Annotated in this window: 23 protein-coding genes; 11 read left to right on the top strand and 12 right to left on the bottom strand. The window is 71.2% G+C overall.

Features of this window, described 5'->3' with window-relative positions; genetic code table 11:
• Positions 1-135: 135 nt before the first annotated feature.
• Positions 136-330 carry a hypothetical protein gene (locus tag ACZ7GZ_RS18185; protein ID WP_360085729.1) on the top strand — a complete coding sequence of 65 codons (195 nt, stop codon included), beginning with the start codon at positions 136-138 and terminating at the stop codon, positions 328-330.
• A gap of 62 nt (positions 331-392) precedes the next feature.
• Here ACZ7GZ_RS18185 and ACZ7GZ_RS18180 read toward each other — a convergent pair whose 3' ends face one another.
• Both ACZ7GZ_RS18180 and ACZ7GZ_RS18175 read right to left on the bottom strand, forming a co-directional pair.
• Complete coding sequence (locus ACZ7GZ_RS18180; RefSeq protein WP_471025385.1) at positions 393-1565, bottom strand: phosphodiester glycosidase family protein; 1173 nt, start codon at positions 1563-1565, stop codon at positions 393-395.
• Between the two features lie 197 nt (positions 1566-1762).
• The gene (locus ACZ7GZ_RS18175; protein ID WP_471025131.1) at positions 1763-2122 is read right to left on the bottom strand and encodes a DUF779 domain-containing protein; all 360 of its coding nucleotides are present in this window, start codon (positions 2120-2122) and stop codon (positions 1763-1765) included.
• A 158-nt stretch (positions 2123-2280) separates the two neighbouring features.
• Between ACZ7GZ_RS18175 and ACZ7GZ_RS18170 the strand changes: the two genes are divergently transcribed.
• Positions 2281-2769 (top strand): hypothetical protein, encoded by a 489-nt coding sequence (locus ACZ7GZ_RS18170; RefSeq protein ID WP_471025129.1) that lies wholly within the window; start codon positions 2281-2283, stop codon positions 2767-2769.
• A 30-nt stretch (positions 2770-2799) separates the two neighbouring features.
• A complete protein-coding gene (locus ACZ7GZ_RS18165; protein WP_471025128.1) occupies positions 2800-3363 on the top strand; it encodes a hypothetical protein in 564 nt (187 codons plus the stop codon).
• A 42-nt stretch (positions 3364-3405) separates the two neighbouring features.
• Here ACZ7GZ_RS18165 and ACZ7GZ_RS18160 read toward each other — a convergent pair whose 3' ends face one another.
• The 3 genes from ACZ7GZ_RS18160 to ACZ7GZ_RS18150 form a co-directional block, all read right to left on the bottom strand.
• On the bottom strand, positions 3406-4059 hold the full coding sequence (locus ACZ7GZ_RS18160; protein ID WP_471025383.1) for a DedA family protein: 654 nt from the start codon (positions 4057-4059) through the stop codon (positions 3406-3408).
• Positions 4060-4375: 316 nt separating this feature from the next.
• The gene (locus ACZ7GZ_RS18155) at positions 4376-4918 is read right to left on the bottom strand and encodes an AAA family ATPase (protein ID WP_471025381.1); all 543 of its coding nucleotides are present in this window, start codon (positions 4916-4918) and stop codon (positions 4376-4378) included.
• Positions 4919-5119: 201 nt separating this feature from the next.
• On the bottom strand, positions 5120-5947 hold the full coding sequence (locus ACZ7GZ_RS18150; protein ID WP_471025126.1) for an SDR family oxidoreductase: 828 nt from the start codon (positions 5945-5947) through the stop codon (positions 5120-5122).
• Positions 5948-6102: 155 nt separating this feature from the next.
• Between ACZ7GZ_RS18150 and ACZ7GZ_RS18145 the strand changes: the two genes are divergently transcribed.
• Positions 6103-7089 (top strand): L,D-transpeptidase, encoded by a 987-nt coding sequence (locus ACZ7GZ_RS18145; protein ID WP_471025125.1) that lies wholly within the window; start codon positions 6103-6105, stop codon positions 7087-7089.
• Between the two features lie 191 nt (positions 7090-7280).
• On the opposite strand, the gene ACZ7GZ_RS18140 is transcribed toward ACZ7GZ_RS18145, so the two are convergent.
• The gene (locus tag ACZ7GZ_RS18140; RefSeq protein ID WP_471025123.1) at positions 7281-8087 is read right to left on the bottom strand and encodes a DUF817 domain-containing protein; all 807 of its coding nucleotides are present in this window, start codon (positions 8085-8087) and stop codon (positions 7281-7283) included.
• Positions 8088-8323: 236 nt separating this feature from the next.
• Between ACZ7GZ_RS18140 and ACZ7GZ_RS18135 the strand changes: the two genes are divergently transcribed.
• A complete protein-coding gene (locus tag ACZ7GZ_RS18135) occupies positions 8324-9745 on the top strand; it encodes a DEAD/DEAH box helicase (RefSeq protein ID WP_471025122.1) in 1422 nt (473 codons plus the stop codon).
• Between the two features lie 310 nt (positions 9746-10055).
• Here the strand turns inward: ACZ7GZ_RS18135 and ACZ7GZ_RS18130 are convergent, their stop codons facing one another.
• From ACZ7GZ_RS18130 to ACZ7GZ_RS18115, 4 genes are all read right to left on the bottom strand, one after another.
• Positions 10056-13958: a caspase, EACC1-associated type gene (locus ACZ7GZ_RS18130; protein ID WP_471025120.1), complete on the bottom strand. Its 3903-nt coding sequence runs from the start codon at positions 13956-13958 to the stop codon at positions 10056-10058.
• A 6-nt stretch (positions 13959-13964) separates the two neighbouring features.
• Positions 13965-14348: an effector-associated constant component EACC1 gene (locus ACZ7GZ_RS18125; protein ID WP_471025119.1), complete on the bottom strand. Its 384-nt coding sequence runs from the start codon at positions 14346-14348 to the stop codon at positions 13965-13967.
• 150 nt (positions 14349-14498) lie between these two features.
• A complete protein-coding gene (locus ACZ7GZ_RS18120; RefSeq protein ID WP_471025118.1) occupies positions 14499-14672 on the bottom strand; it encodes a hypothetical protein in 174 nt (57 codons plus the stop codon).
• A 241-nt stretch (positions 14673-14913) separates the two neighbouring features.
• A complete protein-coding gene (locus tag ACZ7GZ_RS18115; RefSeq protein WP_471025379.1) occupies positions 14914-15840 on the bottom strand; it encodes a DUF5996 family protein in 927 nt (308 codons plus the stop codon).
• A 240-nt stretch (positions 15841-16080) separates the two neighbouring features.
• Here ACZ7GZ_RS18115 and ACZ7GZ_RS18110 point away from each other — a divergent pair, with 240 nt between their 5' ends.
• Positions 16081-16935 carry an NmrA family NAD(P)-binding protein gene (locus ACZ7GZ_RS18110; protein ID WP_471025117.1) on the top strand — a complete coding sequence of 285 codons (855 nt, stop codon included), beginning with the start codon at positions 16081-16083 and terminating at the stop codon, positions 16933-16935.
• Between the two features lie 104 nt (positions 16936-17039).
• On the top strand, positions 17040-17261 hold the full coding sequence (locus tag ACZ7GZ_RS18105) for a hypothetical protein (protein ID WP_471025115.1): 222 nt from the start codon (positions 17040-17042) through the stop codon (positions 17259-17261).
• An 11-nt stretch (positions 17262-17272) separates the two neighbouring features.
• Here the strand turns inward: ACZ7GZ_RS18105 and ACZ7GZ_RS18100 are convergent, their stop codons facing one another.
• Together ACZ7GZ_RS18100 and ACZ7GZ_RS18095 are read right to left on the bottom strand one after the other, a co-directional pair.
• Positions 17273-17716 (bottom strand): carboxymuconolactone decarboxylase family protein, encoded by a 444-nt coding sequence (locus tag ACZ7GZ_RS18100; RefSeq protein ID WP_471025114.1) that lies wholly within the window; start codon positions 17714-17716, stop codon positions 17273-17275.
• Between the two features lie 99 nt (positions 17717-17815).
• The gene (locus tag ACZ7GZ_RS18095) at positions 17816-18748 is read right to left on the bottom strand and encodes an MBL fold metallo-hydrolase (protein WP_471025113.1); all 933 of its coding nucleotides are present in this window, start codon (positions 18746-18748) and stop codon (positions 17816-17818) included.
• A gap of 78 nt (positions 18749-18826) precedes the next feature.
• Here ACZ7GZ_RS18095 and ACZ7GZ_RS18090 point away from each other — a divergent pair, with 78 nt between their 5' ends.
• The 4 genes from ACZ7GZ_RS18090 (at position 18827) to ACZ7GZ_RS18075 (ending at position 25406) form a co-directional block, all read left to right on the top strand.
• On the top strand, positions 18827-19525 hold the full coding sequence (locus tag ACZ7GZ_RS18090; RefSeq protein WP_471025111.1) for a TetR/AcrR family transcriptional regulator: 699 nt from the start codon (positions 18827-18829) through the stop codon (positions 19523-19525).
• 75 nt (positions 19526-19600) lie between these two features.
• Positions 19601-19726 carry a hypothetical protein gene (locus ACZ7GZ_RS18085; protein WP_471025110.1) on the top strand — a complete coding sequence of 42 codons (126 nt, stop codon included), beginning with the start codon at positions 19601-19603 and terminating at the stop codon, positions 19724-19726.
• A gap of 769 nt (positions 19727-20495) precedes the next feature.
• A complete protein-coding gene (locus tag ACZ7GZ_RS18080; protein ID WP_471025109.1) occupies positions 20496-24401 on the top strand; it encodes a CHAT domain-containing protein in 3906 nt (1301 codons plus the stop codon).
• A gap of 9 nt (positions 24402-24410) precedes the next feature.
• Entirely contained in the window at positions 24411-25406 is a 996-nt protein-coding gene (locus ACZ7GZ_RS18075) for a hypothetical protein (RefSeq protein ID WP_471025107.1), read from the top strand.
• Positions 25407-25497 lie beyond the last annotated feature (91 nt).

The raw sequence follows: 25497 nt of genomic DNA, 5'->3' as shown, positions 1-25497 counted from the left end.
GCCGGCTACCGGTCTTGGCAGCAGCGGAGTGACAACACCCGTTTGGGGGACACGTCAGCCGCCCGGGCAAACCCTCCGCTACGCCACACTTGCGGCCGAACGCCGCTCAAGGGGGCGTGGCGGAGGAGGTTCGCGATGGCCATTTCCATCTCTGTGGTGCTGCTGCTTCTGATCATTGCCGTGATCTTCATGCGCAACGGCGCCTTGAAGGTCTCCCACGCCCTGGTCTGCATGCTGCTCGGGTTCTTCCTGGCCGGCACGAGCATGGCGCCCACCATCAGCAGCGGGCTCACCACGACCGCCGAGCTGGTGAGCAGCCTGCGGCCCTGAATTCAGGCCGTGGACCGGGCCGTGGATCATGGTGCGGATCAGGGTGTGGATCAGGATGGGGATCAGGGTGTGGAGAAGACGCCGATCCCGTTGGCGACGGGGCGTTCGGCGCCCGTACTCGGATGGTTGCGAACCGTCACGGCGCTCGCTCCGTCGTCGCGGGCGACCAGCTCCGTCGAACCGCCGCCGTCGAGGTTGAACGCGTCGGACGCGCCCAGCGAGCGCATGGTGCCGGCCTCCTCCGCGACCGTCATACCGGTCCGGTAGGCGGTGGCCCCGTCCAGCGCCAGGATCAGCAACCGCCGTCCGCCGCCCTTGAATCCCACGACCGTGCGCACCGTCGAGGTGACGTCGTCCAGGCCGGACAGTGCCTCGCCGTCCCGCAGGACGGGGAACCCGCCGACCGCGAACGCGTACGGCACCCCGGACGAGGCCGCCACCAGGGCGTGTGTCACGGTCACCGCGTCCCCGGGGGACAGCTTGCGCAGCTGCCGCGCGCCCTCCTCGCGGCCCACGAGGACCGTGGTGTCCGCCGGGATCGCCCCGCCGCCCGGCCTGTCGGACGCGGAGACCACCCGGCCGCCCCGGACCCTCACCTCGTAGGTGTCGGTGCTGCACGGCGCCGACCGCTCGATGTCGCTGCCGCACACGGCGCGCATCCGGGAGGCGCTGCCCCAGCGCGAGGTGAAGGCGCCGACGGAGTTCTCCGCGAGTGCGTACTGGTTGAGGCCCTTCAGCGGAAACGTGCCCTCCGGCGTGGCGACGCGGCCGACGAGGGACAGGCGGTCCAGCCGGGCCCGCCGGTCGGTGCCGACGCCGAAGACGTCCCGCGTGCTCGTCCCCTGCGGCAGCGTGGGCCCGAACCGCTGCCCGTCCGGCACCGCCGCCTTGAGCACCCGCCCGTCCGCGATCGCCGGTCCGACGCTCGCGCCGGTGGCCTCCACGCCCGGATGCTGGGTCTCGGTGATGTGGAAGAAGTCACCGTTGACCCCGGCGACCGCCCCGGCCGCGTCCGCCATCCCCGAGACGGTGGCCCGGGCCGCCACCGCGCCCGGGTGCAGCAGGCCCACGCGGACGTGCGGATCGGCCAGGTCGACCGTGAGCAGATGGACGTGTGCCGTGCCCGCGGCCGCGTCGACGTCGAACTGCCGGTAGGTGACGCCCGGAGCGATCCGCTCGCCGGCCGGAACGGCACCGGCCGGTGCCGCCCCCGCCAGGGCCGCACCGGCCAGCACACCGAACGCCGTGACCACCGTGAGAACCGCTCTGCCCGCTGCCGCACACCCGCGACGTCTGATCACCGTGCCCCCTGATGTCTCGTCAACTGTCCCTGCCGTACGGGCTTTGCCGTACCGGTTCCGTACGGGTTCCGTACGGTTCCGTTACGGGTCCTACGGGGCAGTGGACCAGAGCGCGGCGACCGCCGGGCCGACTAGGCGTCGACTACGCGAGAACGGGTGAGAAAACGCACCCCCTCGGGTGCCTCCAGCGAGAAGCCGCTGCCCCGTCCGGGGACGACGTCCACGATCAGCCGCGTGTGGCTCCACGCCTGGTACTGACTCCGGGACATCCAGAAGGTGACGGGATCGGTCACCCCGTCCACCGCCAGTTCAGCGAGCAGCACGTCCGCGTCGCCGGTACGGAACTCGCCGTCCGGGTAGCACATGGGCGCGCTGCCGTCGCAGCAGCCGCCGGACTGGTGGAACATCAGCGGACCGTGCTCGGCGTGCAGCCGCCGCACCAGCTCCGCGGCCCGAGGGGTGAGTTCGACGCGGGGGACTGCCTCATCCATGGGTCACCGTTCCTGTAGAGCGGGGCTCGGGGCGTCGGGCCCCTGTCCAGTCTCACGGCTCGTCAGCGCCCCGTCCAGAACGCGTCGTTGGGCACAGGCGCGGGCTCGGCCTCGTCGGCGGCCGGAGCAGTGCGCCGCGTGTCCGTGATGATGTGCTCATGTGTGCATTCCTCGGCCTGCCCGAGCCGCGCCTCGTGCCTGCCGGTGAATATCCGCTGTGGGACGAGGCGCTGGCGGCCGTCAACCGCGATCTGGCGGTGACCGTCCCCGAACAGCGTCCGCTGCGCCTGATCGCCTACCCCGAGTGCGGGGGCGTGGACGAGCACGTCCATGTGGCTCTGTCCAACGGCGAAGCGCATGGCGGCTCCTTGGTCCCGACGCGGTCCGCCGCCGGGACGCTGATGGCCGTCGCCGACGCCGCCCAGGAGACGGTGACGGAGCGACTGTGGCGGGCGTGGCCCCTGTGCACCGTCCATGACCTCGGCATGCACCCGCGCGAGGTCGGCGGACGGCCGTCCTGGTGGTGCGCGGGCGGCTCCCGCCGGGGCGACCCGGCGCACGTCCGCGCGGCGATCGGCGAACTGCACACGATCCAGCGCCCCGGCCGTGCCGACCGCAAACGGCCCAGGGCCCGCAGACTCCGCTGAGCCACCCGCCGCCTCGGCCGCCACCGGCCGGTGCCGCGCGACCGGGTCGTCGAGCGGGAGGCCGGCTGGCGCGGCCGGCCCGAAGACCTGATCCGGGCCGGGGTCGCCGCAGGCGGGTTCCGTACGGACGATCCGCTGGCCACGACCATCCAGGCCCTCGGCGTCCTCGTCGGCCCGGGCGCGCCCGAACACCGCGGCCCCCGGGCGGCCGGCCGCGGTACCGCGGATGCCGGCGACGACCGCGGGCGGGCGTGGGGCTGCCGGCCGCGCGCTCGACGAGGCCGCCCCGGCCGGCTGACACGCCCGCGTGAGGATCCTCCGGCCCGCTGTTCCTCTGCCCCGCCGGGGCTGCCGGGATCTGACCGCCGTACGACCGCGCCGGCCACGGCGGTACGAGAGCTGCGGCCGGGCGCCCGGCCGCGGGGCCGGGGTCTGGACCCCGACGCCTTCGGCACCGCCCCGGTCGGCGAGTCGGCACACCAGTACTGGTCCGACCCGGAGCGCTACCCCAGGTCGGGCCGGGGTGCCCACGGCGACCCCCCCCCACGCACGGCTGCGGGTTACCCGGGCTCGCCGTCGGTCACCGCGGTCTGAGCAGGGTCACCGAAGGGCGACCCAAAGGGGCGCGGGGCACACTCAGTGGCGGGCGCGCTGGTCGCGGCGGGTGCGGCCGGTGCGGCGGGTGCGGCGGGCCTCGAACAGGAGCGGAAGCATCGACAGCACCACGACCACGGCGACCAGCGGAAGCAGGTAGTCGTCGACGTGCGGGACCGAGGTACCGAGGGTGTACCCGGCGAGGACGAGCAGTTGCGACCACAGCACCCCGCCCACGGTCTGCCAGAGCGTGAAGGTCCGCACGGGCACCCCGAGCGCGCCGGCCACCGGGTGCAGAACCGTCCGCACCAACGGTACGAACCGGCCGATGACCAGCGCTTTCCCGTAGCCGTACCGCGCCAGCAGCTCCTCGGCCCGCACCGCCGCCGTCTTCACGCGCCGGCTCGAGGTACGGGCCAGCAGGGCCCGTCCGCCGTGCCGCCCGAGCAGATACCCGACCTGCGCGCCGGCCACCGCCCCGACGGCCGCGCACAGCAGCACCTGCCACAGCTCCAGCCGGGGCGCCTGCTGCGCCGTGCCGGCGCACAGCACTCCGGCCGGAAACAGCAGGGTGTCACCGGGCAGGAAGAAGCCGACGACCAGCAGACCGGACTCCGCGAAGATCACCACCAGGACGCCGAGCGCGCCGAAGGCGGCCAGCACCGAGGCGCTGTTCATCGGGTTGACGGCGGTCACCGGGCCGAGCCTCCTGCCCTTCTCGCAGGGCTGTCCGCTCACCAGCATCGCCCGCCCGCCCCGAAAGCGCCTGCCCCGGAACACCTGCCCCGACCCGACCGTCGTACTCAGAGGTCGCGACTGCCCGCCCTCGCAGCGCAGTGCCGTACCCGGCGTCGAGCGTCATGCCGCCGGGGAGGTGGCCCACCTGCCGGTTCACCACCGCGGGAGTGGTGGGCGAGGTGGTCGACCGGGACGCGCTGAACGCGACGCCCCCGCCGGCCGCCACCGCCGCGGCCGGGGAACGCGCCCTCTGCACCGGCCCCCGGAACCGGCCTCAGCGGTCGATCGGCGGCATCCGGTCCAGGCCGGTCTCGCGCATGATGCGCTCCACGGTCTCGTTCAAGGTGGTGCCGGCGTCGATGACGGTCTCGATCCCGTTGGGCAGCAAGTCCCGTTCGCGGTACCACTCACGCAGGTGCTGGTCGGTGACCTGGGCCAGGTATGCCCGATCGGGCTTCGTCGCATGCCGGGCGAGCGTTTCCTGAAGCGGCACGTCCAGGTAGTAGCAGCGAGTGGCGCCCCGGTGGTCGCGAACGAGGTCCTCAAGCATCGCGCCGTAACGGTCGGCGTACAGGATCCCCTCGACGACCGTGTGGAATCCGGCGTCCAGCGCGTAGCGAGCCGTCATGCCGATCAAGCCGATGTTGGCTGCGCCGGGCCGGTCGCGCTCGCGCAGCACGACGCGGCGCACGTTGTCCTGGGCGACCAGGGCCAGGTTGCGGCCGAACCGCTCGCGCAGGCCGGCCGCGACGGACGACTTCCCGGAGGCACTGTTGCCGCGCACGACGATCAGCCGCGTCTCCTCGGTTCCCACCATCACGACAGGCACGATACTGACCGCCACGTACACCAGCGGCCCTCTCACACCGGGCGTCACAGGTCGCGTTCGCCGACGGCACGTGGCCGTCCCCCACCGCCGCCTCGCCCATGACGGCGCTGCGCTCGGCGCCTCCTGGAGTACCGCGGAGTCCCACCTCCCGATTCCGGGGTCCATCGGCCCGCGGCGGCGGCAAGCCGATCAGGTTCCCTGAGTGAGGAACTGCCGGGCGCCGCGCAGCGGGGTTGCCAGTTCGCGCCGGGTCGCTCGGCAGTCGAGACGGTTGTCGAGTCCGCCGGGAATTCCGGCGTCGCTGCGCCGCCCCGCCTGCAGCCGGGAAGCGTCGAGCCCGTCGCGTCGGGCGATGAGGATGCCGAGTTCGTGACGGCTGAGCGCATCGGCTCCGGCCAGGTGGCGCACGCCGTGGACGTCGGAGGCGGCCAGCTCCAGGAGGGCGGCGGCCAGATCTCCCACGTGGACGGGACAGCGGATGTCGTCCGTGAAGAGCATCCCGTCCCGTCGGCCCGACGCCAGGTCGTGCACCACGCGCACGTGCCGGGAACGCTGGTCGCCGATGATCAGGGAAGTGCGGGCGATGACGGCGCTCGGGTGTACGAGGCGGACACCGGTCTCGGCCGCGGCCTTCGCCGCGCCGTAGGGGGTGACAGGATCGGGCAGCCGCGACTCCTCGTAGCTGACGCTGGTCCCGGAGAACACCGCGTCGCTCGACACATGGACCAGCCGACAGCCGTACCGCGAAGCGGCCAACGCCACCCGGACGGGTCCCTCCGCCGTCACCGCCCAGTCGGCTGCGCGGCTCGTGGCGTTGATGATGACGCGCGGTTCCGTCTTCGCCACGACGGCCTCCACAGGCCGTGAATCCCTCACATCGAGCGCGTGCCAGGCGACGCGCGGAGCTGAGCCGGGGCGGGTCGCGAACGTCGCGGCCGTCACGTACCCCGCCGCTGACGCCTGGCGGACCAGCTCGTTGCCGAGGAACCCGCTGCCGCCAACGATCAACACCGTCATGGCGCGACACGATAGGGGACCCGTGGACGCCCACAGCGGTGCGCCGAGTTTTGAGACATGTTTTACGCGAGGCGTGCAACTATGGCCGGTGCTCTGGCTGTCTGACAGGTGAGTCGGGCCCGTCAGGGCCGAAGAGCGAAAGAGCGGGGCAGGTTGTGGGGCGGCGCAAGAGCGGCATAGGGATCGCACTCGTGACGGGTGCGGTGCTGGTGGGCGCGAGTGCATGTGGTGGGGGCGGCAGTGGCAAGGCGAGCGGGGACGACGCAAAGGCGTCGGGCAAGCCGGGTGCGAGCGCCTCTCCGTCACCGACGAAGCCCGCGGGTCCGCCGATGCTGCTGGACACGATCACCCCGCAGTCGGGAACCACGGTCGGCGTGGCCATGCCCATCTCGGTGGTCTTCACGAACCCGGTGGCGGCGAAGGCACGGGCCTCGGTGGAGAAGCACATGAAGGTGAGCACCTCGCAGCCGGTGGTCGGCGCCTGGCACTGGTTCGGCGACAAGCGCGCCGACTGGCGACCGAAGTCGTACTGGCCCTCCGGCACCAAGGTGAAGATCGACGCTGACATGAACGGCGTCAGCAACGGCAACGGACGCTACGGCGTGCGCAACTACACGCACACCTTCACCATCGGCGACGACGTGCGCGCGGATGTCTCGGTGACCGGTCACACCATGAAGGTGACCCGGAACGGGAAGGCCGTGCGCACCCTGTCGATCAATGCGGGCAGCGCCCAGTACCCGACGTGGAACGGCACGATGGCCGTCATCGACAAGGAGGAGAAGGTCCACATGACCTCCTGCAGCGTCGGCATCAGCTGCGACAAGGGCAGCCCCAACTACTACGACCTGACGCTGCCCTGGGACATCCACCTGACCCAGTCCGGCACCTACGTGCACTACTCGACCGGCGACCCCAACCCGGGCAGCGGCAGCGCCCGCGGCTCGCACGGCTGCGTTCACCTGTCCCTGTCGGACGCCAAGTGGTTCTACGGCCAGATCAAGCAGGGCGACCCCGTCACCATCACCGGCTCGCCCCGTGCCAAGGCTTCGGCCGACAACGGCTACGCCGCGTTCAACCTGGGATGGGACCAGTGGCTCGCGGGCAGCGCGTCCGGGGAGGCGACGACCGCGACGCTGTGACGGCCCCCGGACCCCGCCGGTGACGAGATCGAAACCGGCGGGGGCGGGACACCCCCGTCCGGTGTCGTCCCCGCCGGGGCCGAGCGTGGGGAACGGGCGAGGCCCGGAGCGGTACACCCTTCCGTTCCAGTGGTCGTCGCAACACCCCGGCCCGAGCGGTGCGATGGACTTCGAGATCCGCAGTTGCCACATCACCCGGCGGAGTCCGCCCGCGCCCCGGGTGTCCCCGACCGGCCGAGTGCCGCGAGCACGAACGTGACGCTGATGAGCAGGGCCCAGGCTCCGAACTTGCCGACGCTGACGGGCTGCCAGCCGTGCAGCTGGTACGGGTAGCGCCAGGCCCCCACATAGGTGGCGACGTTCTCTGCCACCCACAGGAAGAACCCGATCAGCGTGAAAGACAGTGCGAGCGGCATGCTCCGCCGTACCCCGCGCACCGTGAAGCGTACGGAGGTGCTCGCGGTGACGGCGACGAGGAGCGCCGCGAGGAGCCAGCGGGCGTCGGGCAGCCAGTGGTGGCTGAAGAAGTTGACGTAGACGGCCGCGGCCACCAGTGCCGTCGCTCGTGGCCGGTAGCGGCACAGCTCCAGGTCGAACAGGTGCCAGGCCCGGCAGACGTAGCTGCCGACGGCCGCGTAGAGGAAGCCCCCGTACAAGGGCACGCCCGCGAACTTCAGCACGGCTGGTTCCGGGTAGCTCCACGAGCCCTGCGAGACCTTCACCAGTTCGAACGCGAGGCCGATGACGTGGCAGGCGCTGATGACGGCGACGTCCCGTCCGCTCTCCCAGCCGCGCCGCCAGAACAGCAGCGTGAGCAGCAGGCCGTAGCCGACGAGCAGGTCGTAGCGGGCCACCGGCAGCCGGGGCAGCAGGGTCGATGTCGCCACTCCGGACAGCAGGGCGATGGCGAAGGCACAGGCCCGGGTCTGGGTCCAGCTGAAGTCGAGCAGCTGGCCGATGAGGGAGGCCGGGGGGCCGGCCGGCTTTGTGGTGAGCATGGTGAGGATGGGGACGCTGCGCGGCCCCCTTCCGGTTGCCAGAGGCGCGCCTTGGCCGCCAAGTCGGGTCAAAAGCGGTCGAGCGGCGCGACCACGGGAGGCCGGGCCGGCGTGCCTCGTGCTAGCGTTGCGCGTTTGCAGCCTCGCTGTGTCGGTGCCCCGTTCGGAGTCTCCGGCTGGCGGCCGCGTCCCTGCCGCGCCTTCCTCGGTACGGTCCCTTCGGAGGAAGGCTCTCTGTGAGCGAATCAGCACGTGCCGACGCCCGGCAGCAGGACGATGTGTCCGAGGCGTCGGGCGCCACTTCGGCAGTGCCCGCGGCGGCGTCCTTCGCCCAGCTGGGGTTGCCGGCCGCGGTTCTGCGGGCGCTCGATGAGCACGGTGTGACGGTGCCCTTCCCTATCCAGGCGGCGGCGCTGCCCAACGCGCTCGCGGGACGGGACGTCCTGGGCCGGGGCCGCACCGGATCCGGCAAGACGCTCGCCTTCGGCCTGGGGATGCTCGCCCGGACGGCCGGGCGGCGCGCGCAGCCGAAAGAGCCGCTGGCGCTCGTTCTGGTGCCCACCAGGGAGCTGGCGCAGCAGGTCGGTGAGGCGCTCACCCCGTACGCCGAGACGCTGCGGCTGAGGCTCGCGACCGTGGTGGGCGGAGTGTCCATCGGACGACAGGCCGCCGTGCTGCGGGATGGCGCCGAGATCGTCGTCGCCACGCCCGGTCGGCTGCACGACCTCATCGAGCGCAAGGACTGCCGACTGGGACGGGTGCGCATCGCGGTCCTGGACGAGGCCGACCAGATGTGTGACATGGGCTTCCTGCCGCAGGTCACCGAGATCCTGGACCAGGTGCGTCCCGACGGGCAGCGGATGCTGTTCTCCGCCACCCTGGACCACGACGTCGACCAGTTGGTGCAGCGCTACCTGCGCGACCCCGCCGTCCACTCCGTGGACCCTTCGTCCAGCGCGGTCCCCGCGATCGAGCACCACGTCTTCGTCGTGCACGGCCCGGACCGGTACGCCGTGACCACGGAGATCGCCGCTCGGGACGGCCGCGTCCTGCTGTTCCTGGACACCAAGCACGGCGTCGACCAGCTCACGCGGCATCTGCGCGCCAGCGGCGTGGCCGCCGCCGCCCTGCACAGCGGGAAGTCCCAGCCGCAGCGCACCCGGACCCTGGCCCAGTTCAAGAACGGGCAGGTCACCGCGCTGGTAGCCACGAACGTCGCCGCACGCGGCCTGCACGTCGACGACCTCGACCTCGTGGTCAACGTCGACCCGGCCACCGACCCGAAGGACTATCTGCACCGCGCGGGCCGCACGGCCCGGGCCGGCCGTTCCGGCACCGTCGTGACACTCGTCCTGTCGGGACAGCGCCGCGAGACGAGCCAGGTCATGGCGGACGCCCACGTCGCCCCCAAGGTCACGAAAGTGCGGTCCGGCGAGGCGGAGCTGAGCCGGATCACCGGCGCCGAAGCCCCCTCCGGAAAGCCCCTCGACGGCGGGCCGGTCGTACCGCGCCCCAAGAACCACAACGCCCCGTTCCGCGGCCTGGGCAGCACCAAGGACGCGAAGGGCGGCTCCGGCGGCAGGTCGTCCCGCAAGAGCAGCGAGGCCCGCAAGCTCGCGGAGGCCCGTAAGGCGGCCCGGGTGCGGCGCGGCGGCTGAGACCGACCTCCCGGACTGCCGGGCGGTGTCTTCGCCCACGCCTGCGGGCTCGTGCACGGGCATACGAAGCCGGGCCACATCGTCATGGCCGACGACGGCCCACGCGTCCTCGATCGGCACACCCATGGGACTGATGTACCGGTGCAGCTCGGACTGAGCGACTGCGCGAACGGTCCGCTCTTGACGAGCGAGGGCGTGGGCGGGCCCACGGAGTGGCTGCGGGCGGGAAGTCTCCAGCACATGACGTACGTCGTACGGAGCCTGCCCGGCGGATGAGCGGGCCGCCGGGCCTGGCCGCCCTGCCCGGGACTCAGTCGAACAGCGGTGCCAGCGCGGTGTCGCCCGCCAGGATCCGCCAGGCGGGTACCCGCACCGTCCGGCTCACCGGGCAGGGCTTGGCCCCATGGCCTCCGGAGGGCAGTCCGGTGAGCAGGTCGCCTCGCGCGTGGATGAGCCGAAGGTGCCGCGCGGGGTCGCCGTCGGGCCCCGGGCCGGGGTCGATCAGCACCGCCGTGTTCATGCCGGCGTCGGTGAACAGCAGGTCCACCGGGTGTCCGCCCACCAGCACCGTCCGCTCCAGATCGGTGACACCCCGTCCGGTCAGGTATCGCTGCAGGCGGTCGGCGAGGTCTTCGCGGACCGCGGTCACCGGGCCGGGCGTTTCGGCCTCGGCCGTCGTGCCGTCCTCGTCGGCTCCCAGCAGGGCCGAGCGCGCTGCGAGGAGGGCCGGCAGGCCGCTCTGGCCCTGCCAGAAGGCGCGGCCGCCCACGGTGACCAGCTGGGACTTGGCCCGGGTGACCGCCACATTCCACAGGTTGACCTGGCTCGCGACCCAGTGCGTCGTGCGGGGCGGTGTGTTGTGCGCCGCCACCGGGCTGAGCACCATCACGTCGCGCTGTCCGCCCTGGAAGGTGTGGACGGTGCCGACCCGGACCCGGTCGTCGTCCCGCCACATCCGTGCCAGTGTCTCCTTCTGCGCCCGGAACGGCGTGACCACTCCCACCGTCGCGTCCGGCGGAAGCCCTGCCAGCAACCCGTCGACCATGCGCCGCACGGCCTCAGCCTCCACCGGGTTCCGCCAGGACCGCCCGTCGCCGCCGCGCGCCGATTCCCCCGACGGTACGTCGACCCAGCCGAGCACCGGTGCCGGGTCGGCCGCTCCCACCGGGTCGTGCGCCGGTGCCTGCTGCCGCACGTCCGTCAGCACCCGCAACCGACCGCCGTAGCAGTGGCCGTTGACGACGTTCGCGATCCGCGGATGGCAGCGGTAGTGCTCGTCGAGGAACAGCGCGCTGTCACCGTGCTGTTCGGCCGCGTGGTACGAGGAGTACACGTGGTAGGTGAGGCGGTGGTGCTCCAGTTGCGCGGCGCTCAGCCCGGCCCGCACCCGTGCCTGCCGCTCCTGCTGCGGTGACACGCCGGGGATGTGCCCGAGCTGCATGGGGTCACCGATGATCAGTGCCCGGCGGGCCCGGAACAGCAGCGGCAGCACTGACGGAATGGAGCACTGGCTCGCCTCGTCGATGATCACGAGATCGAACAGCTTCGGGGTCAGTTCGAGCTGCCGCACCGAGTGGGTGCTGACGGCCCAACCCTTGATGTGTGTCATCAGGTTCTTCTGGCTGCGCTGGTAGCCGGATCGGCGGCGAAGTGCCTGGAGCCGCTGGTTCATGAGCCCGGCGGCCCGGCCAAGGGTCTCGGCGGACAGCGCGCGGGACAGTTCCGCGGACAGGCCGGACAGTGCCCCCGCCGTAGCCAGCCGGGACTGTTCGAGCCCTTCCTCGTCCCATTCCCCTTGCCGACGGACGAGCTCTCGCACCTCCCGCTCCACGGACACGACTGCGGCCAGGGACTCCAGCAGTTCGGACGGCACCGGTCGTCCCGTCGCCCACTCGGGCCACGCCGGTCCGGCCCCCTCGGAGTGCTCCTTCCCCGCCGAGAGCAGCGCGGTGAGCGCGCGCCCCCGCCGCCATGCCCCCAGCCGCCACCAGCGGGCCACGGCCGTCTTCCGCGCCCTCTCCACCCACCGGCCCAGCGATGCGACGCCGTCCGCGTCCGCAGCCCAGGCCTCTTCCAGCAGGGACAGGGGCAGCTCCAGGGCTGCGGCCCGCTCCTCCCGGTCGCGGAGCAGTTCCAGCAGCCGTTCTTCCTCACCGACGCGGTGTGCCGCCTCCGCCCGCAGCCGGTCGGCCGTCCCCCGGGTGTTGCGCAGCTCGCCGCCCACGGTGGCCGATCCGCGGCGCGGCGCCTCGACCGGTTCGGCGAGCAGGCGTTCCAGTTTGGCCGCCTCCCGCTCCAGCGCCTCCGCGTTGCCCGTCCGCATCAGCAGACCGGGCGCGATGTCGTCGCAGCGCTGGGCGACGACGTCCACGGCCTCGTTGTTCGTGGAGGCGACCAGCACCGACTGCCCCGCGGCGACGCAGGTGGTGACGACCGCCGTGACGACCTCGCTCTTGCCCGTGCCGGGCGGCCCGGTCGCCACCGTCAGCGGCTGTGTCATCGCCGACGAGATCACCTGTTCCTGGCTCTCGTTGCACGGCCCCGGAGCGATGAGGGTCACCGGGCTTGTTGCGGTGGGGGCCGTGGCCGGCGTCTGCCGGGCCCCGCCGTTCAGCAGCGCGCCCAGGGCGGTGTCCGCGATCTGCGCGGTACGCGTCGAGATCTGGAGCAGGTTGTCCACCAGCGCCTGGGTGGCCATGGCCTCCGCGCCCGAGGGGACCAGCAGCACGGCCGCGTTGTGGGCGCCGGGCCGCAGTGCCTGCATGACCGTGCGGTCGCTGAGCGCGGACGGGTCAAGCGGTTCGAGTTCCGTCAGCCCCAACGCGTCCAGCAACTCCCGGACCGCGCGCAGCATCTGGGCGTCGTTGCCCTCCTGCCAGGCCGGCTGCCAGCGGGCGACCAGGTCTGCGGCGTCGCCCGCGTCCAGGAACTCCGAGACGACACCGCTGTGCAGGGACGGCATGCCGCTGGGCCGGAGCACGTCCCGGCCGTCCTCGTCCGGCGCCAGCTCCATCTGCTGGATGAGCAGCGGTGCCAGCTCCACCGTCGCGCGCCGCCCCCTGCCCCCGTCCCGCGCGGGAAGCGTGATCGCCGGATACCCGTACCAGTACTCCTGCCGCGTCCCGGCCTCGGTGCCCGAACCGGTCCGCCCGTCCTGTGGGCGGGGCAGCGATCCGGGCGCGACGATGTGCGGTCCACGGCCCGACTGGATGGTCTCCTCCCCCTGGGCCAGCAGGAAGTACTTCTCGTTCCGGCCGCCGTCGCGGTCGGGCCGCATTCCGGCCGCCGCCTGTGCGGTGAGGCAGTCCGCGTAGTACCGCAGCAGCCGCTGCCGGTCGACTCCGTCCCGTTCGTCCACCTCGGCCAGCTCCCGGGCCTTCATCAGCGCGGGGGAGCGCCGGGCGGCCTCGGTGGCGTCGTGGGGGAGCGCGGGAAGCCGCACCGGTCGGGCCACCGACCGGGCGAACGGAAGGCTCCGGGTGGCTCTGATCGTGGACTTGGTGGGCCGCTGCTCCTCGGGCACGCCGTCGCGGGTCATCTGGGCGGTCAGGTAGTCGAAGAGGTCGTCAGGGGTGATCCAGCCGCCGTCCTTGATCCGGCCGTTGTGCAGCCCCTCGACGATCTCACCGGTGAACCGGGAGGTGCCGAGGCCGGACCCGGGCGGCGCCATCGCGGAGGCCGCCTGGAGAGCGTCGGACGCGGTGATGAAGTACACGCCGGTCGGCCGCAGCAGGGTGCTCGGCGTGGGCCGGTCCGGTTCCCCCGACGGGCCTTTGGCGGTCCAGCCCTGGACGACGGAACCGCTGGAGCAGCAGTCCAGCAGGACCACTTTGGAGGCGGCCCGGCAGGACTGGAGCATCCTCTCCAGGAACTCCGCCGGTACGGCCGTGCCCGGCAGGTCGGCGGGGTCGGTGTCCCGGGTCAGGAAGTACAGCTGGCCGTCCTGCTCGCAGTACTCGCCGTGCCCGCTGAAGTAGAGCAGCGCGGTCTCGCTGGGCTGCCGGGCTTCCAGGAACGTCTCGACGGCGTGCAGCATCTCCGCGCGCGTCGGCTCGGCGGCCAGCGCGCAGTCGTTGTACATGCCGATCTCGGTGTTCTCCAGGACCGCCCGCATGTAGTGCAGATCGGCCCGCACGGCCGGGAGGTCGGCGTACGTCTCGCTGTCGTACGTGGAGACGCCGACGAGTAAGGCGTGGCGGTCGTTGTCGGTCATCGTTGCTCAGCCTGCCGTCGTGCCGTCGCCGCCGCTGTCCGTGAGGAACCGCTCGATCAGCGTGTCGTCCTCGCGGGCCTCCTTGCCGGTGATGTGCAGCGTTGCTCCGTCGGGCCGCTTGACGATGAGGGTGCGCTGAGGGATCCGCGCCAGCCACGTCTGCACCAGAGCGGCGACGAACGAGCCGGCGCTCAGCAGCAGTCCCACGGTCTCGGCGGACGGACCGCCTTTGTCGCCGGCCCCTGCCGGCCCGCCGGGGACGGGAAGGTCCAGCCTGGCCGTGGAGTCTGCCTCGGCGAGCGAGGCGAGCAGTTCGCGTGCTTCCTTGCGGGCGCGCAGCGGGTCCTCGTCGACGACGGAGATGCGGTATCCGGTGTGGTTGTCGTGCATGGCGGTGTCGTGTTCCCCCTGGGCTCACCGGCTCCTTGCCGGGCGAACGACACTAGCGCCCGGCACTGACACCGGAGGTCCCGTTCGGCTTTGTTCTCCAGGCCGTTGGCGTGAAAGTGCTTGCCGATGGCCGGGCCGGTGCGTCTCACGTCAGCGGCAGTTCCGCCCGGGCAGCCTGGCCCGGCGTGCCTTCACGCGGGCGACCGCTCGGCGGGTCGCCGGCTCCGCGCCGATCAGCAGACCCCGGCCGGACTCCGCGTCGTCGGGCGGTTCCATGTCGGGAGAGCACGGGATGTGTCCGGTCCGGGTGTCGGTGACCTTCACGCGCAGAGTGTCGGTGTCGTGGGTCAGTCGGACGCGGGGCTTGAACGTCCTTGGTCTCCTTGCGGTACACGCCTCACCCGCTTCTGACGTGCGGCAACGGGTGGAACCGCCTGATGTGAAGCCGAGTTGGCCGTGAGGAGCCGCTGTGCGCTTCGAGGATGCGGCTCCTGGCGTCGCGAGGGCCCGGCTCTGGCCCGTGGAGCGCGCGCCGCGCGCGGGGTGTCCTCATGGCGGCGAGGGCCTACCTGTGCTCCTGCCACCGGTTCGGGTCCTCTTCCAGGGCCGCTCGGTCCCAGTTGCCGTGCTCCGCGGCAGCCTCGTAGGTCGTGTGCAGGAAGTCAGCCAGTACCCTGTCCGGGTCGGCCGCGGTGCGCACCGTCTCGTAGGGCAGGAGGAACTGGCCGAGCTCGGGGCTGTAGAACGCGTCGGCCGGGCTGATCGGATGGCTGGCGAAGCCGTCCGGCTCGGGGTAGGCGTACGAGTAAAAGGCCCCTTCTTCGCCGCCGCCGGGCCAGAACCCGCAGCTGCTCAACTCGTGGGAGTAGCCCTCCACCATCACCCAGTCACCACAGTGCGGGGCGCCGCCGGGATGCGGCGGGGCCGTGCGTCCCGAGAACCTCGTGCAGGCCAGGTCCATGGCGCCCCAGAAGAAGTGCACCGGGCTGACCTTGCCGACGAAGTGCGAGCGGAACTCTCCCAGCACCCGGTTGGCCTGCAGCAACTGCCGCCAGAACAGCTGTGCGGCGTTCGGGTCGTAGGAAGCGTGCTGGTGGTCTTCATCGAAGGGGATCGCCGGGTCCACCTCGTTGGGATGTGCCTGGATCTTCGTCTCGATTCCCAGCTCGCCCAGGGCTTGCATTGTCTCGCGGTAGAAGTCGGCCACCGGTCTGGGCTCCAGGGCCACGGTGCGGTGTGTGCCGTTGCTGCTGCGCACACGCAGTAGATGGTCGAGGAGGTCGAACTCGATGTCGAACACTCCTGAGCGGTAGGGAATCGCCGATGTCGTCAGGCCGCGCGGGCTGACATACAAGGTGACCTGCCACCAGTGATTGACCAGGGGCGCGTGGGCCAGCCGGACCTTGCCTACGATCTGGGTCCACATGTGCAGGGTGTCCCGGGTCTCGGTCCAGTCGGCGACCCGCAACTGCGGCCACAGCGTCCGCGACATCTGGTCGGAGGTCCCGGCCACAGCGAGCTCCTTCCGGGACAATTCAACACATACTCACCACGGTGCCCGCGGTCAATGAATCAGGCAACCCGGCGGGCCGGCACTGGTCACCGGGCGGCGGGGACGCTCTCGCGCTCCACGAGCGGTCGGTGTTCCGCCATCGCAGATCAATGGTGCAGCTGCCCGCTCTCACCGGTGGCGGCGAGGTCCTGTGGAGTGGATTCGGAAGGACTTTTCATCATGAGTCTTGACCAGCCGACCCTGGTACTCGGGGCAGCCGGGGGGCAGGGAGGCGCCGTCGTCCGCGCATTGCTGTCCCGCGGTTCCGCCGTCCGCGGCTTGGTCCGCAACCCTCGATCCGCCTCAGCCCAGCGCCTGGCAGGCCGGAACGTCGAGGTCGTGGGCGGAGATCTCGAGGACCGAGAATCTCTGGCCTCAGCCATGAGGGGAGTAGCCGGTGTCTTTGCGATGACCACGCCCTTCGAGTCAGGACCGGCCGCCGAGATCGCACAGGGCCGAGCCATTCTCACCGCCGCGCACCAGGCCCGTGTGCCACACCTGGTCTTCAGTTCCGTCGCAGGTGCCGACCAGGACACCGGCGTACCGCACTTCGAGACCAAGGCAGTCATCGAGCGGGAACTGGCCGCAGGCGAGGTGCCCTATACGATCCTGGGGCCCACCTACTTCTTTGACAACGCCCTCGGCGGCGAGGAGCGGATCCGCCAGGGGGTACTCGATCTCCCCCTGCCACCGGACCGCCGTCTGCAGCAACTGGCGCGCCCCGACCTAGGTGCTTTCGCGGCCGCTGTCCTCGCCGCACCCGACGCGTTCGTGGGACGGCGCATCGAGCTCGCCGGCGACGCCCCCACGCCCGGTGACATGGCCGCCGCGTTGGGCGCGGCTCTCGGTGGGACTGTTCGGCACAACGAAGTGCAGCTCGACGAGATCGGCAACGACGACATGCGAGCGATGTGGGCGTTCCTGCGCAGCGTCGGCTACGGCGTCGACCTGCCGGCGCTGCACGCCGCCCACCCGGAACTGCGCTGGACGTCGTACGCCGACTGGGCCCGAAGCACCTTCTCTACGGCGCCATGACAGGTTGCCTTCGCTACGGCCCGGCATGCGTGTGCGCGTGCCGCAGAGTATCCCCGAGGGGTGCGAGTGGTGCCCTGGCGCCCGGCCGGTTGGACGGGCTGCCGGTGGCGCGCCGCGAGGGCCTCATCCTGCTGACGCAAGGCGTCCTGGCCGCCGTATGCGGTCCGCTCGTTGACCGCGCGCTTGACGACCGCGATGGACAGTGCGGCGTTGCGAGCGATGCGTTGGGCCAGTTCCACGGCATTGGTGAGCGGCTCGCCCGGTGGGGTGAGGTGGTTGACGAGGCCGAGCTGATGAGCCCGTTCGGGGGAGGGGGTCGCCGGTGAGGAGGATTTGGTCAGGCGTTCGGGTGGGGAGTGTCCTCGGCCGCTGTGGCCTGGGTGGTGCGCACGGTCTCCATGGCCTGGGAGGCACGGGGGTAGCCGATGTAGCCGGCGAGGAGGGTCATCAGGGCGGTGAGCGCCTGCTCGTCGAGGCCGTGCCGCCGGGCCAGTGCCAGGTGGGTGAGCAGGCGGTCACCGCTCACGCCTTGGGCTGCCACGGCGGTGATGACGGCGATACTGCGGTCACGTCCGGTCAGCGCGGGATGTGACCACGCGGTTCCGCCGGCGGCCTGCAGCGCCTCCTCGGCGAATGGCGTCCCGACGCGCGCCGCGAAAGCCCGGGGGACATCCTGCTCGGGGACGTCGAAGATCCTCGCGTAGGCCGTGATGCCGCGTGCCCTCCGGACGCTGTAGCTGTCGTCCGGACCCGTCGGGGCCGGGTGAGGGGATGTGGCCATGGGAATCCTTCCGGAGTGCCCTGTGGGGCGTGGGCCGCTGTCACCTGGACCCGGCTTCCGTCCGGGCCTGGGATGGTGCTCGGCGTCGCCGTGGGGAGGTCAGGCCGGGGAACCGGCTGCGTAGAAGGACCGGGCGGCCAGGCCGATCCACTCGGGGCGCTCCCAGGCGCTCCAGCGGGCCCGGGCGGCGCGTTCGACGGCGGTGGCCGTCTCGTCCGCGGTGGCACCTGTCGCCCTCAGCCTCGCGGCTTCGCCACGCACGTACTCGAGGTAGTCGCGGACGTCCTGGATGAGTGAGGCGTCGCAGACCTCGCCATGCCCGGGCACCACGATCCGCGGGCCGAGGGCGGCGAGCTGGTCGAGCACGCCGATCCAGCGGACGCCGTCGACATCGGTGTCGTGCGGCGGGAAGTACGGTGCGATCGGGAAGATGCGGGTCTCCAGCAGGTCACCGGCGAACAGCACACGGTCGTCGATGAGGACGATCTGGTCGGACCCGGTGTGCGCCGGGCCGACGGCGCGCAACAGCGCGGTGCGGCCGCCCAGGTCGATCTCCGCCTCGCCGTCGTACACCAGGTCGGGTTCGACCAGGTCGACGCCTTCCAGTTCGGCGGCGACCGTGGGACTCAGCCCCTTGAACATGTCGAGGTAGTCAGCTCCCTTGCGGCGCAGCTCGGCGCGCTGGGACGAGTTGTAGACGATCGTTGCCGCGTCCTTGAACGCCTGCGCGCCGAAGCCGTGCTCGGGGTGGAAGTGCGTGACGGTCAGGTACAGGCGGCGGTCGCCGGCCAGGCGCCGGGCCTGCTCCAGGACGTGGGCACCGTTGCGGGGACCGATACCGGTGTCGATGACCAGCACCGCTTTCTCACCGAGGACGATGCCGATATTGGGGACGAGCTCGACGCGGTGGTCAGGGATGACGAAGACGCCGTCGAAGACCTCGGCCGGCTCTCCGGTGACGATGGGCGGCGGGCTCTGCCGGACGTCCGGGGCATCGGTGGGGGTGATCTGTACGGGCTCGGTAGGGCACATGGCGGTAACCCAATCTGAACAGTGTTTAGATGACACTTCGGAGCATAGCATCGATCTGAATACTGTTAAGATCGGCGTATGGCGAAGGAGCGGTACCACCACGGCGACCTGCGCGGCGCGTTGCTGGACGCCGCCGAGACCCTCGTGCGCGAGCGCGGTGTCGACGGCTGGTCCCTGCGGGAAGCCTCGGCCCGGGTCGGGGTCAGCCCCAGTGCCGCCTACCACCACTTCAGTTCGCGCGACGCCCTCGTCCGGGCGCTGTCCGAGCGGGTGCTGGCCCGGCTGGGAGAACGCCTGGCCGTGGCGGTGCACGCCGCGCCGGACCAGGGTCCGGCGCGCCTGGTCGCCTATGGCTGCGGTTACGTCGGCTGGACGGTCGAGGACCCGGCCGTCGCCCGGCTCGTCTTCCGCGGCGGCGCCACCGGGCCGCAGTCCGCCGTCCACCCCCACCCGCACGACGTCCTCGCGGCGGAGCTCGACCGGCTCGCGGACACGGCCCGCCTGCCGGCCTCGGCCCGCCCCGGAGCCGAGTTCGTGGTCTGGTCCGCCATCCACGGCCTCGCCGTCCTGCTCATCGACGGCCTGGTCCGCATCGAGAGCCGAGAAGACATCGACCGCCAGACCGAACGTCTGGTTCGCGCCACCCTGGACGGCCTGAGGCAGGAGACCACCGCGCCCGACCACTGGCCCACGCCGCACACCACCCACACCCAGCGGCACCCCGGCCACCCGCCCGGCGTGACCGAGGTCAGCCCGAAGGAGGGGGTGACTGGGTGACCGGATCGCCGCCAGGAGGCGGGGCGGGCCCCGGTCTTCCCGGAGAAGATCAGTAGCCGGGTCGAGGTGGGGCCGGTGTGGGCCAGAGTGATGGACTTCGCCCGCGTCATCGAGAAGGCCGTCCCGCACCAGCGGGTGATCTTCGTCGTCCACGAGATGAAGCGACTCACCAAGACGCCGCCGAGCTGCTGGCTCGGGTGATCCCGCGGACCCCACCGGCGGGCGGGACGCGCCCGATGGTGACTTCTGTGTCGGGTTGCCTGGAGCGCAACGATGCCTCCGGGCAACCGACTTCAGGCTCTAGAAGAAGCCAAGTTTCCGAGGGCTGTAAGAACAAAGAAGGTTCTTCGTCTGCTTGTGGTACACGACCTCACCCGCTTCTGACCTGCGGCAACGGATGGAATCGCCTGATGCGAAGCCGAGTTGGTCCGTCCCTGGTCCGGATCACTGAGGCCCCCGGGTAGATGCTTGGGAAACCTCGGCGTGCCTCAGCGGCGAGGTCCGCTCCTCGATCCTGCTGCGGCATCTGCGAACGCCTCGAGTGCCCACCGCGGGCGGCGCCGCCGCTGGGCCACCCGTTGCGGGTCGGCCCGAACGGGCGACGCGTCGGTGCCCTGCCCCGTGGCGCCCATAGCCGCCTGCAGGGGAATGCGGCTCGGGAGGTCTTCCACCTGGTCGGACAGCTACAGCCACGACGCCGCTTATAGCGGCTGTCCTGACACGAGCCCGGTTGTGGCGGATCAGCAGCCGGTGGCTGCCGGGCGGGGGTCCAGCCAGGCCGATGACAGCTCAGTCATATAAACGGTGCTTCTCGGCGCCGACCCCTGCCACCCTGGACGAGCCGATCCCGCTCACCTGCCACGGGATCCAGCGACTGCTGACGACGCTGGTCGAGCGGTCCGTGCACACTGCAGTAACTCTGATCCCGGTATCGTGCTTGGGTTGCCTGATATTACGGGGAGGGGCAGCGGTGCCCGAGGTGCAGCGGGAGCAGTACATAGCCGTCGTCGAACGGCTCGCCGGTCGTTGGCTCCCCACCACTGAGCAAGTCCTGCCTGCCGGGCTGCGGGCTCGCCTGATCGGCGAGCGCGCCCTCGACGCCTATGAGGAGGGAGCGGACGACGGCGCCTTGATCGACGCTGTCGCAGCTCTCAGCGCCGCTGATGCCTTAGGCTCCGCAACGCCGGAGCTGCGCGAACGGCTCGGCCACCTCACTGCACCGCCGGTGGGGATCACCCGATACGAGACCGTCGCGTCACCGGCCCCTGGTGAACCCGACCCGGACCGCCTTGGTGAGCTGCTCGACCTTGTCGACGCCCGTACGGGCGAGAGCCGGACTCTGGCCCCCATGCCACTGCCGGCAGCCGTGGGGGCTGCAAACGGTTATACGGGGGAGGTCTCGGCGTATGAGCTGCTGGCCAGCATCTTGGCGATGCGCGACACCCTCGATCCTACGGAGGTTTGGGCCGCCAGTGAGGAGGAGGCTTGGAGGGTGCCCCTACGGTTGGGCCGGACCCACCTCATGCGGTTCGCCGACACTCGCAATGTTGACGCATTGAACCAGGCCATCGGCGTTCTCCAGGCGGCTGCGGCGACGGTCGAAGACGATTCCGTCCGGCAGGAGCATATTCTGCTCGCCGATCTGGCGTTGGCACAGCTCATGCGTTACGACGCTGCTGGACACGCGGATGATCTCAACGAGGCCCTGCACCGAGCCAGGATGGCACAAGGAGCTGTGGTCTCAGAGTGGGCGGGGGCCCGCTACCCCGCTTTGTGGCACAGCGTGTTGGGCGCCGCGCTCTGGTTGCGCCACGAGGCCGACGGGGACCCTGCCGACCTCGAAGCCTCGGCCGACGCGCTGTGGGTCGCCGCGCAGCGATGGACCCATGTCACGTCGGTTTCATGGCTGCGTCTGACCGGGGCGATCCAACGGCAGCAGTACGCGCTGTCGCGGCAGGCCGCTTACCTGGAAAGGGCGTTGGCCCAACACCGCCGCATCGCCACGGCGCAGATGCTCGTACACGATGCGACGGTGCTGCGCGAGGCATGGGCAAGCGTGGGCTACACCCATCTTGCTGAGTACGAACGGTCCCGCGAGCCGGACGAGCTGGACCGCGCCGTGCAACACCTCACCCGCGCACTGGAGACCGACGAGCTCCAGGAGCGCGACTCCGCTGCTCGGCTTGAGTGGACCCGCGTGCTCGTCTCAGGGCAGCGTCTGCGGGTCGAGTACAGCGCTGACCGTGACGCCTTGGAAGACCTCGTCGCCACCCTCGCGGAGATGGTGGCAAATGCGCCCGCGGATTCTCCAGAGCGTGCTATATGGCTCGGTGCCCTTGGTGAGGCTCTCTTGCGGAGATATGAACTGGCGGGCGAGGCAGACGACTTGCGGACCGCTCGTAGTCTCCTGGAGCGCGCCGAGGACCGCTCGGCACTAGCCACCGTCTGCCATCTCCTGTACCAGCACAGCAGCGACTTGCATGCGCTGGACGACGCCGTGCGCATGGGAGCGGACGAAGTGCGCAGGACGGCCGCCCCCGAGGGAGCGCACGTGACGGCGGCGGCCGGGCTCGGTCTGGCCCTGCTGTCCCGCGCCGAGGTGCTGCGCGCTCCGCTGGATGCAATGGCTGCTGCGCGTCTCCTGGATCACTGCCTGCAGTGGGGTGATCAGTCCGCAGTGCGTCTAGCCTCACTGCGGGCCGAGTTCGGGTGCGCTCTGCTGAATCTGCTTGAGCTGCGGGTCGCCGGCGTCGGGGCCGTGCCCGGCTACGAGGGCGATCCTCTGGAGGATGCCGCCGTGGCCCTGGTGGACGCGCTGGACGTCGTCCGGAACCACGAGGGGGACTGCTCGCGTATCTACGATCTTCTCACTCGGGCGAACTCGGCGGCGAGTTTGGTCATCGCACGTGAGGAGAGGCTGGGCGAGGGCCCCGGCCGGCTGCGCGGGGAACGGCCGGTCTGGACGCGTGTGCGCGCGGCGCTTGACGAGTGGGCCGTCGAGTCGGGACGCTCTCGGCTTCCGAGAAGCGGCGACTGGCGCGACGCCCTGCGTGAGGAGCCACTCACCATGCGGGGGGCGCTGCGTGAGCGCATCGTCGACACCCTCATCCGCCACCTTGGTGACCGATCTGCCGAACAGGTTCGCCGGGTCGTGGGCGAAGCGGACGTGCTCGCCAGGGCCTGTCTGGAGGCCGGGGACGCCGAGGCCGCTCTCGAACTGGTCGAATCGGGCCGGACCCTGGCCGAGGAGGTGGCGTCCGGCGCAGCCACCGTCACCGGTTCGACGCTGGAGGAGCACCGGCGCATGCGGAGGGCGCGACGGCTGGAGATCACCGGGCCGACCGGCACCCGGCTGCCACAGCTCATGACCGGCCCGGCCTCGACGCGGTCGGCGGACGCCCTGCGGGCCTCCTTGCTTGACGCCCTGTCGAGCACCACGGAGTTGCTCGCGCACGGCTGGCCCGCACATCTGTGCCGGACGCTGGGCGTGGACGCCGTGGTGTACCTCCTGGCCGGCCGTCACCACGGATGGGCCCTCGTGCTGCACTCGACCGGACGACTCCATGCGCTGCGGCTTCCGCAACTGCGCTCCGATGCACCGGACCTGGTCAACTTCACCGCCGCGCACGACCAGCAACTTCGGGGAGTCGCGAACACGGCGCCGGGTGATGCGTGGCGCGGGGCGCTGCGCAAGGTCTGCGACTGGGCTTGGCGAGCAGCGGTCAAGCAGCTCTTCGAGCATTTCTCGGCCTCGGGGTCCCAGACAACGCCACGGATCGTCCTGATCCCGTCCGGGACACTGGGCCTGGTGCCCTGGCACGCGGCACGGCACCGGGTGCGCCGGAATGACGGCAGCTCGATGCACCGCTTCGCAATCGAGGCCATGTCCGTCAGCTACGCGTCCTCGCTGGGGATGTTGACCCGGTTCGCCACCCGTTCCTTGGCACCGCTCGCGGGGAGTGGGCTCGTGGTCTTCGACCCCACGGGCGATCTGCCCCATGCCCGCCAGGAGGGCGAAGACGTCTACCGCTGGTTCTATGCCAAGGGGCAGCGGCTCGGCGGCTCCGGCGAGAGCGCGGCGCCCGCCACGCCCGCCGCTGTCCTCACCGCGCTACAGGGCCATGCGGCCGAACGCGGCCATCCAGTGGCTCACTTCGCCTGCCACGCGCGCAATGGCATCCCTGCGACGGACTCGTACTTGATGCTGGCCGGCGGGCAGCGGCTGCGGGCCGGTCGCCTCCTTGGTCTGGCCCACGGCAACAGCGCCGCACGGAGCACGCAGGCCCTGGTGGTCCTGTCCGCCTGCGCGACGGCGGTGCCGGGAGCGCACTACGACGGCGCTCTGAGCCTGTCGACGGCATTCGTCGCGGCGGGGGCAGCCGCCGTGGTGGGGTCGCTGTGGCACGTGGAAGATGCCACGACCGCCGCGTTGATGCGGGACTTCCACACTCTGCTCAACCTCGACGTAATGCCGCCCGCCGAAGCGCTGCGCACCGCCCAGCTGCGGCTGCTGCGCGAGGCCCGCGCCCGGACCCGAGGACAGAGCACCAAGGCCAGGACTTCGGCGGAGGACCCCTTCTTCTGGGCCGCATTCGTCCATCAGGGCCGGGGGCATCCGACGGCGCCACCCGCTGACGGAGCCTCGTCGGCGATCGCTGAGCTCCCCGACAACCCCACGGATGGTGGCGGCTCGTCCGATGGCTCCGGGTTCAGACTGCCGATCTTCCCGAGTCTGCCGGGGCCTGGATCGGCTGAGATCGTATGGACCTGCCCGGTGACCGACTGTGCCGAGGAGGCGATCGGCGACGATGACTCGCCCTACGCCGCCGATTGCTGTCCCACGCATCCCGATAGCGCCTTCGTCAACTCGGCGTAGGTGGTTGCTGTGGGCGGACTCGTCAAAGGATTCCTGGAGCCGATCGCGAAGCGCTGGAGCGCTGCGATGGGCGGTCCGCTGCTGCTGTTCTGGCTTGCGGGCACGTTGATCGTGCTGTGGCGCCGCGATGACGGCGCCCATCCATGCCGCACCACCGAGTCATGGACACGCGTGTATTGCGGCATCGCCGCGCAGCAACCGGTGGGTCCCCTCGTGCTGTCCGCGGCCGCACTCGCACTCGTGGTGGTGTCCGCCTGGGCGGCCTCGGCGTCGGCTCCCTTCGTGCTCGAAGTCTTGGCGGGCCGCTGGGGCACGTCCCGGCCTGCGCTCGCGTACACCCGGCGCCGCATCGCGCGGCATCGTGCCCGGCGCGCCGCATTCGCACGACGTTCGGAGCCGCCGGCGGGGCTGAGCGGGGATGCCCTCGCCGCCTGGCAGGTGCAGAGTGGCTGGCATGCCGCGCGCAGTCGGGCGGCATCCGCGCGCTATCCGAGGCCGCGCGACCCGGAACGGCTGTTGCCCACGACACTGGGCAACGCGCTGATCTCGGTATCCGCCGAGACGCGCCGCAAGTATGGTCTCGAACTGAGCGTCTGCTGGGACCCGTTCGTCAAAGCACTGGAGGCCCCTGACCGCGATGACCTGACGGCAGCGGCGACCCGTGTCTTCGCCCGGGTGCAGGCACTGATGTGCTCGGCGGCCACCACACTCTGGGCGGTGCTCCTGCCCGGCTGGTGGCCGCGCCTGTTCTGGATCACGGTGTGCGTCCTGTTGGTCGGGGCGGCGCACCGGGCGCTGCGCGCGGGCGTGGACGCCTACTGCCGACATGTCGGGGACATCTTCGCCCTCCACCGGGTCCGGCTCTATCGGGCGCTCGGGATCACCCCGCCGGCTTCGAGTGCGCAAGAGGTGACCTCCGGCGAGATCCTGAGCGCCGCCTTGTCCCTGTCCCTCAGCACGCTGCCGAACGGCTCGACTCCTATTCCTTACGACTGGTCCCTCTAACTTGATCTTTAACGTCCGGCGTCGAATGGTGTGTCGAACTTGATCACCTGGTCCGGTAACCGCCGTACATGGAAGCGGCCTTCGGCTGAAC

Source organism: Streptomyces sp. NPDC037288 (assembly GCF_055603265.1).
This window is presented reverse-complemented; position numbering and strand designations above follow the sequence as displayed.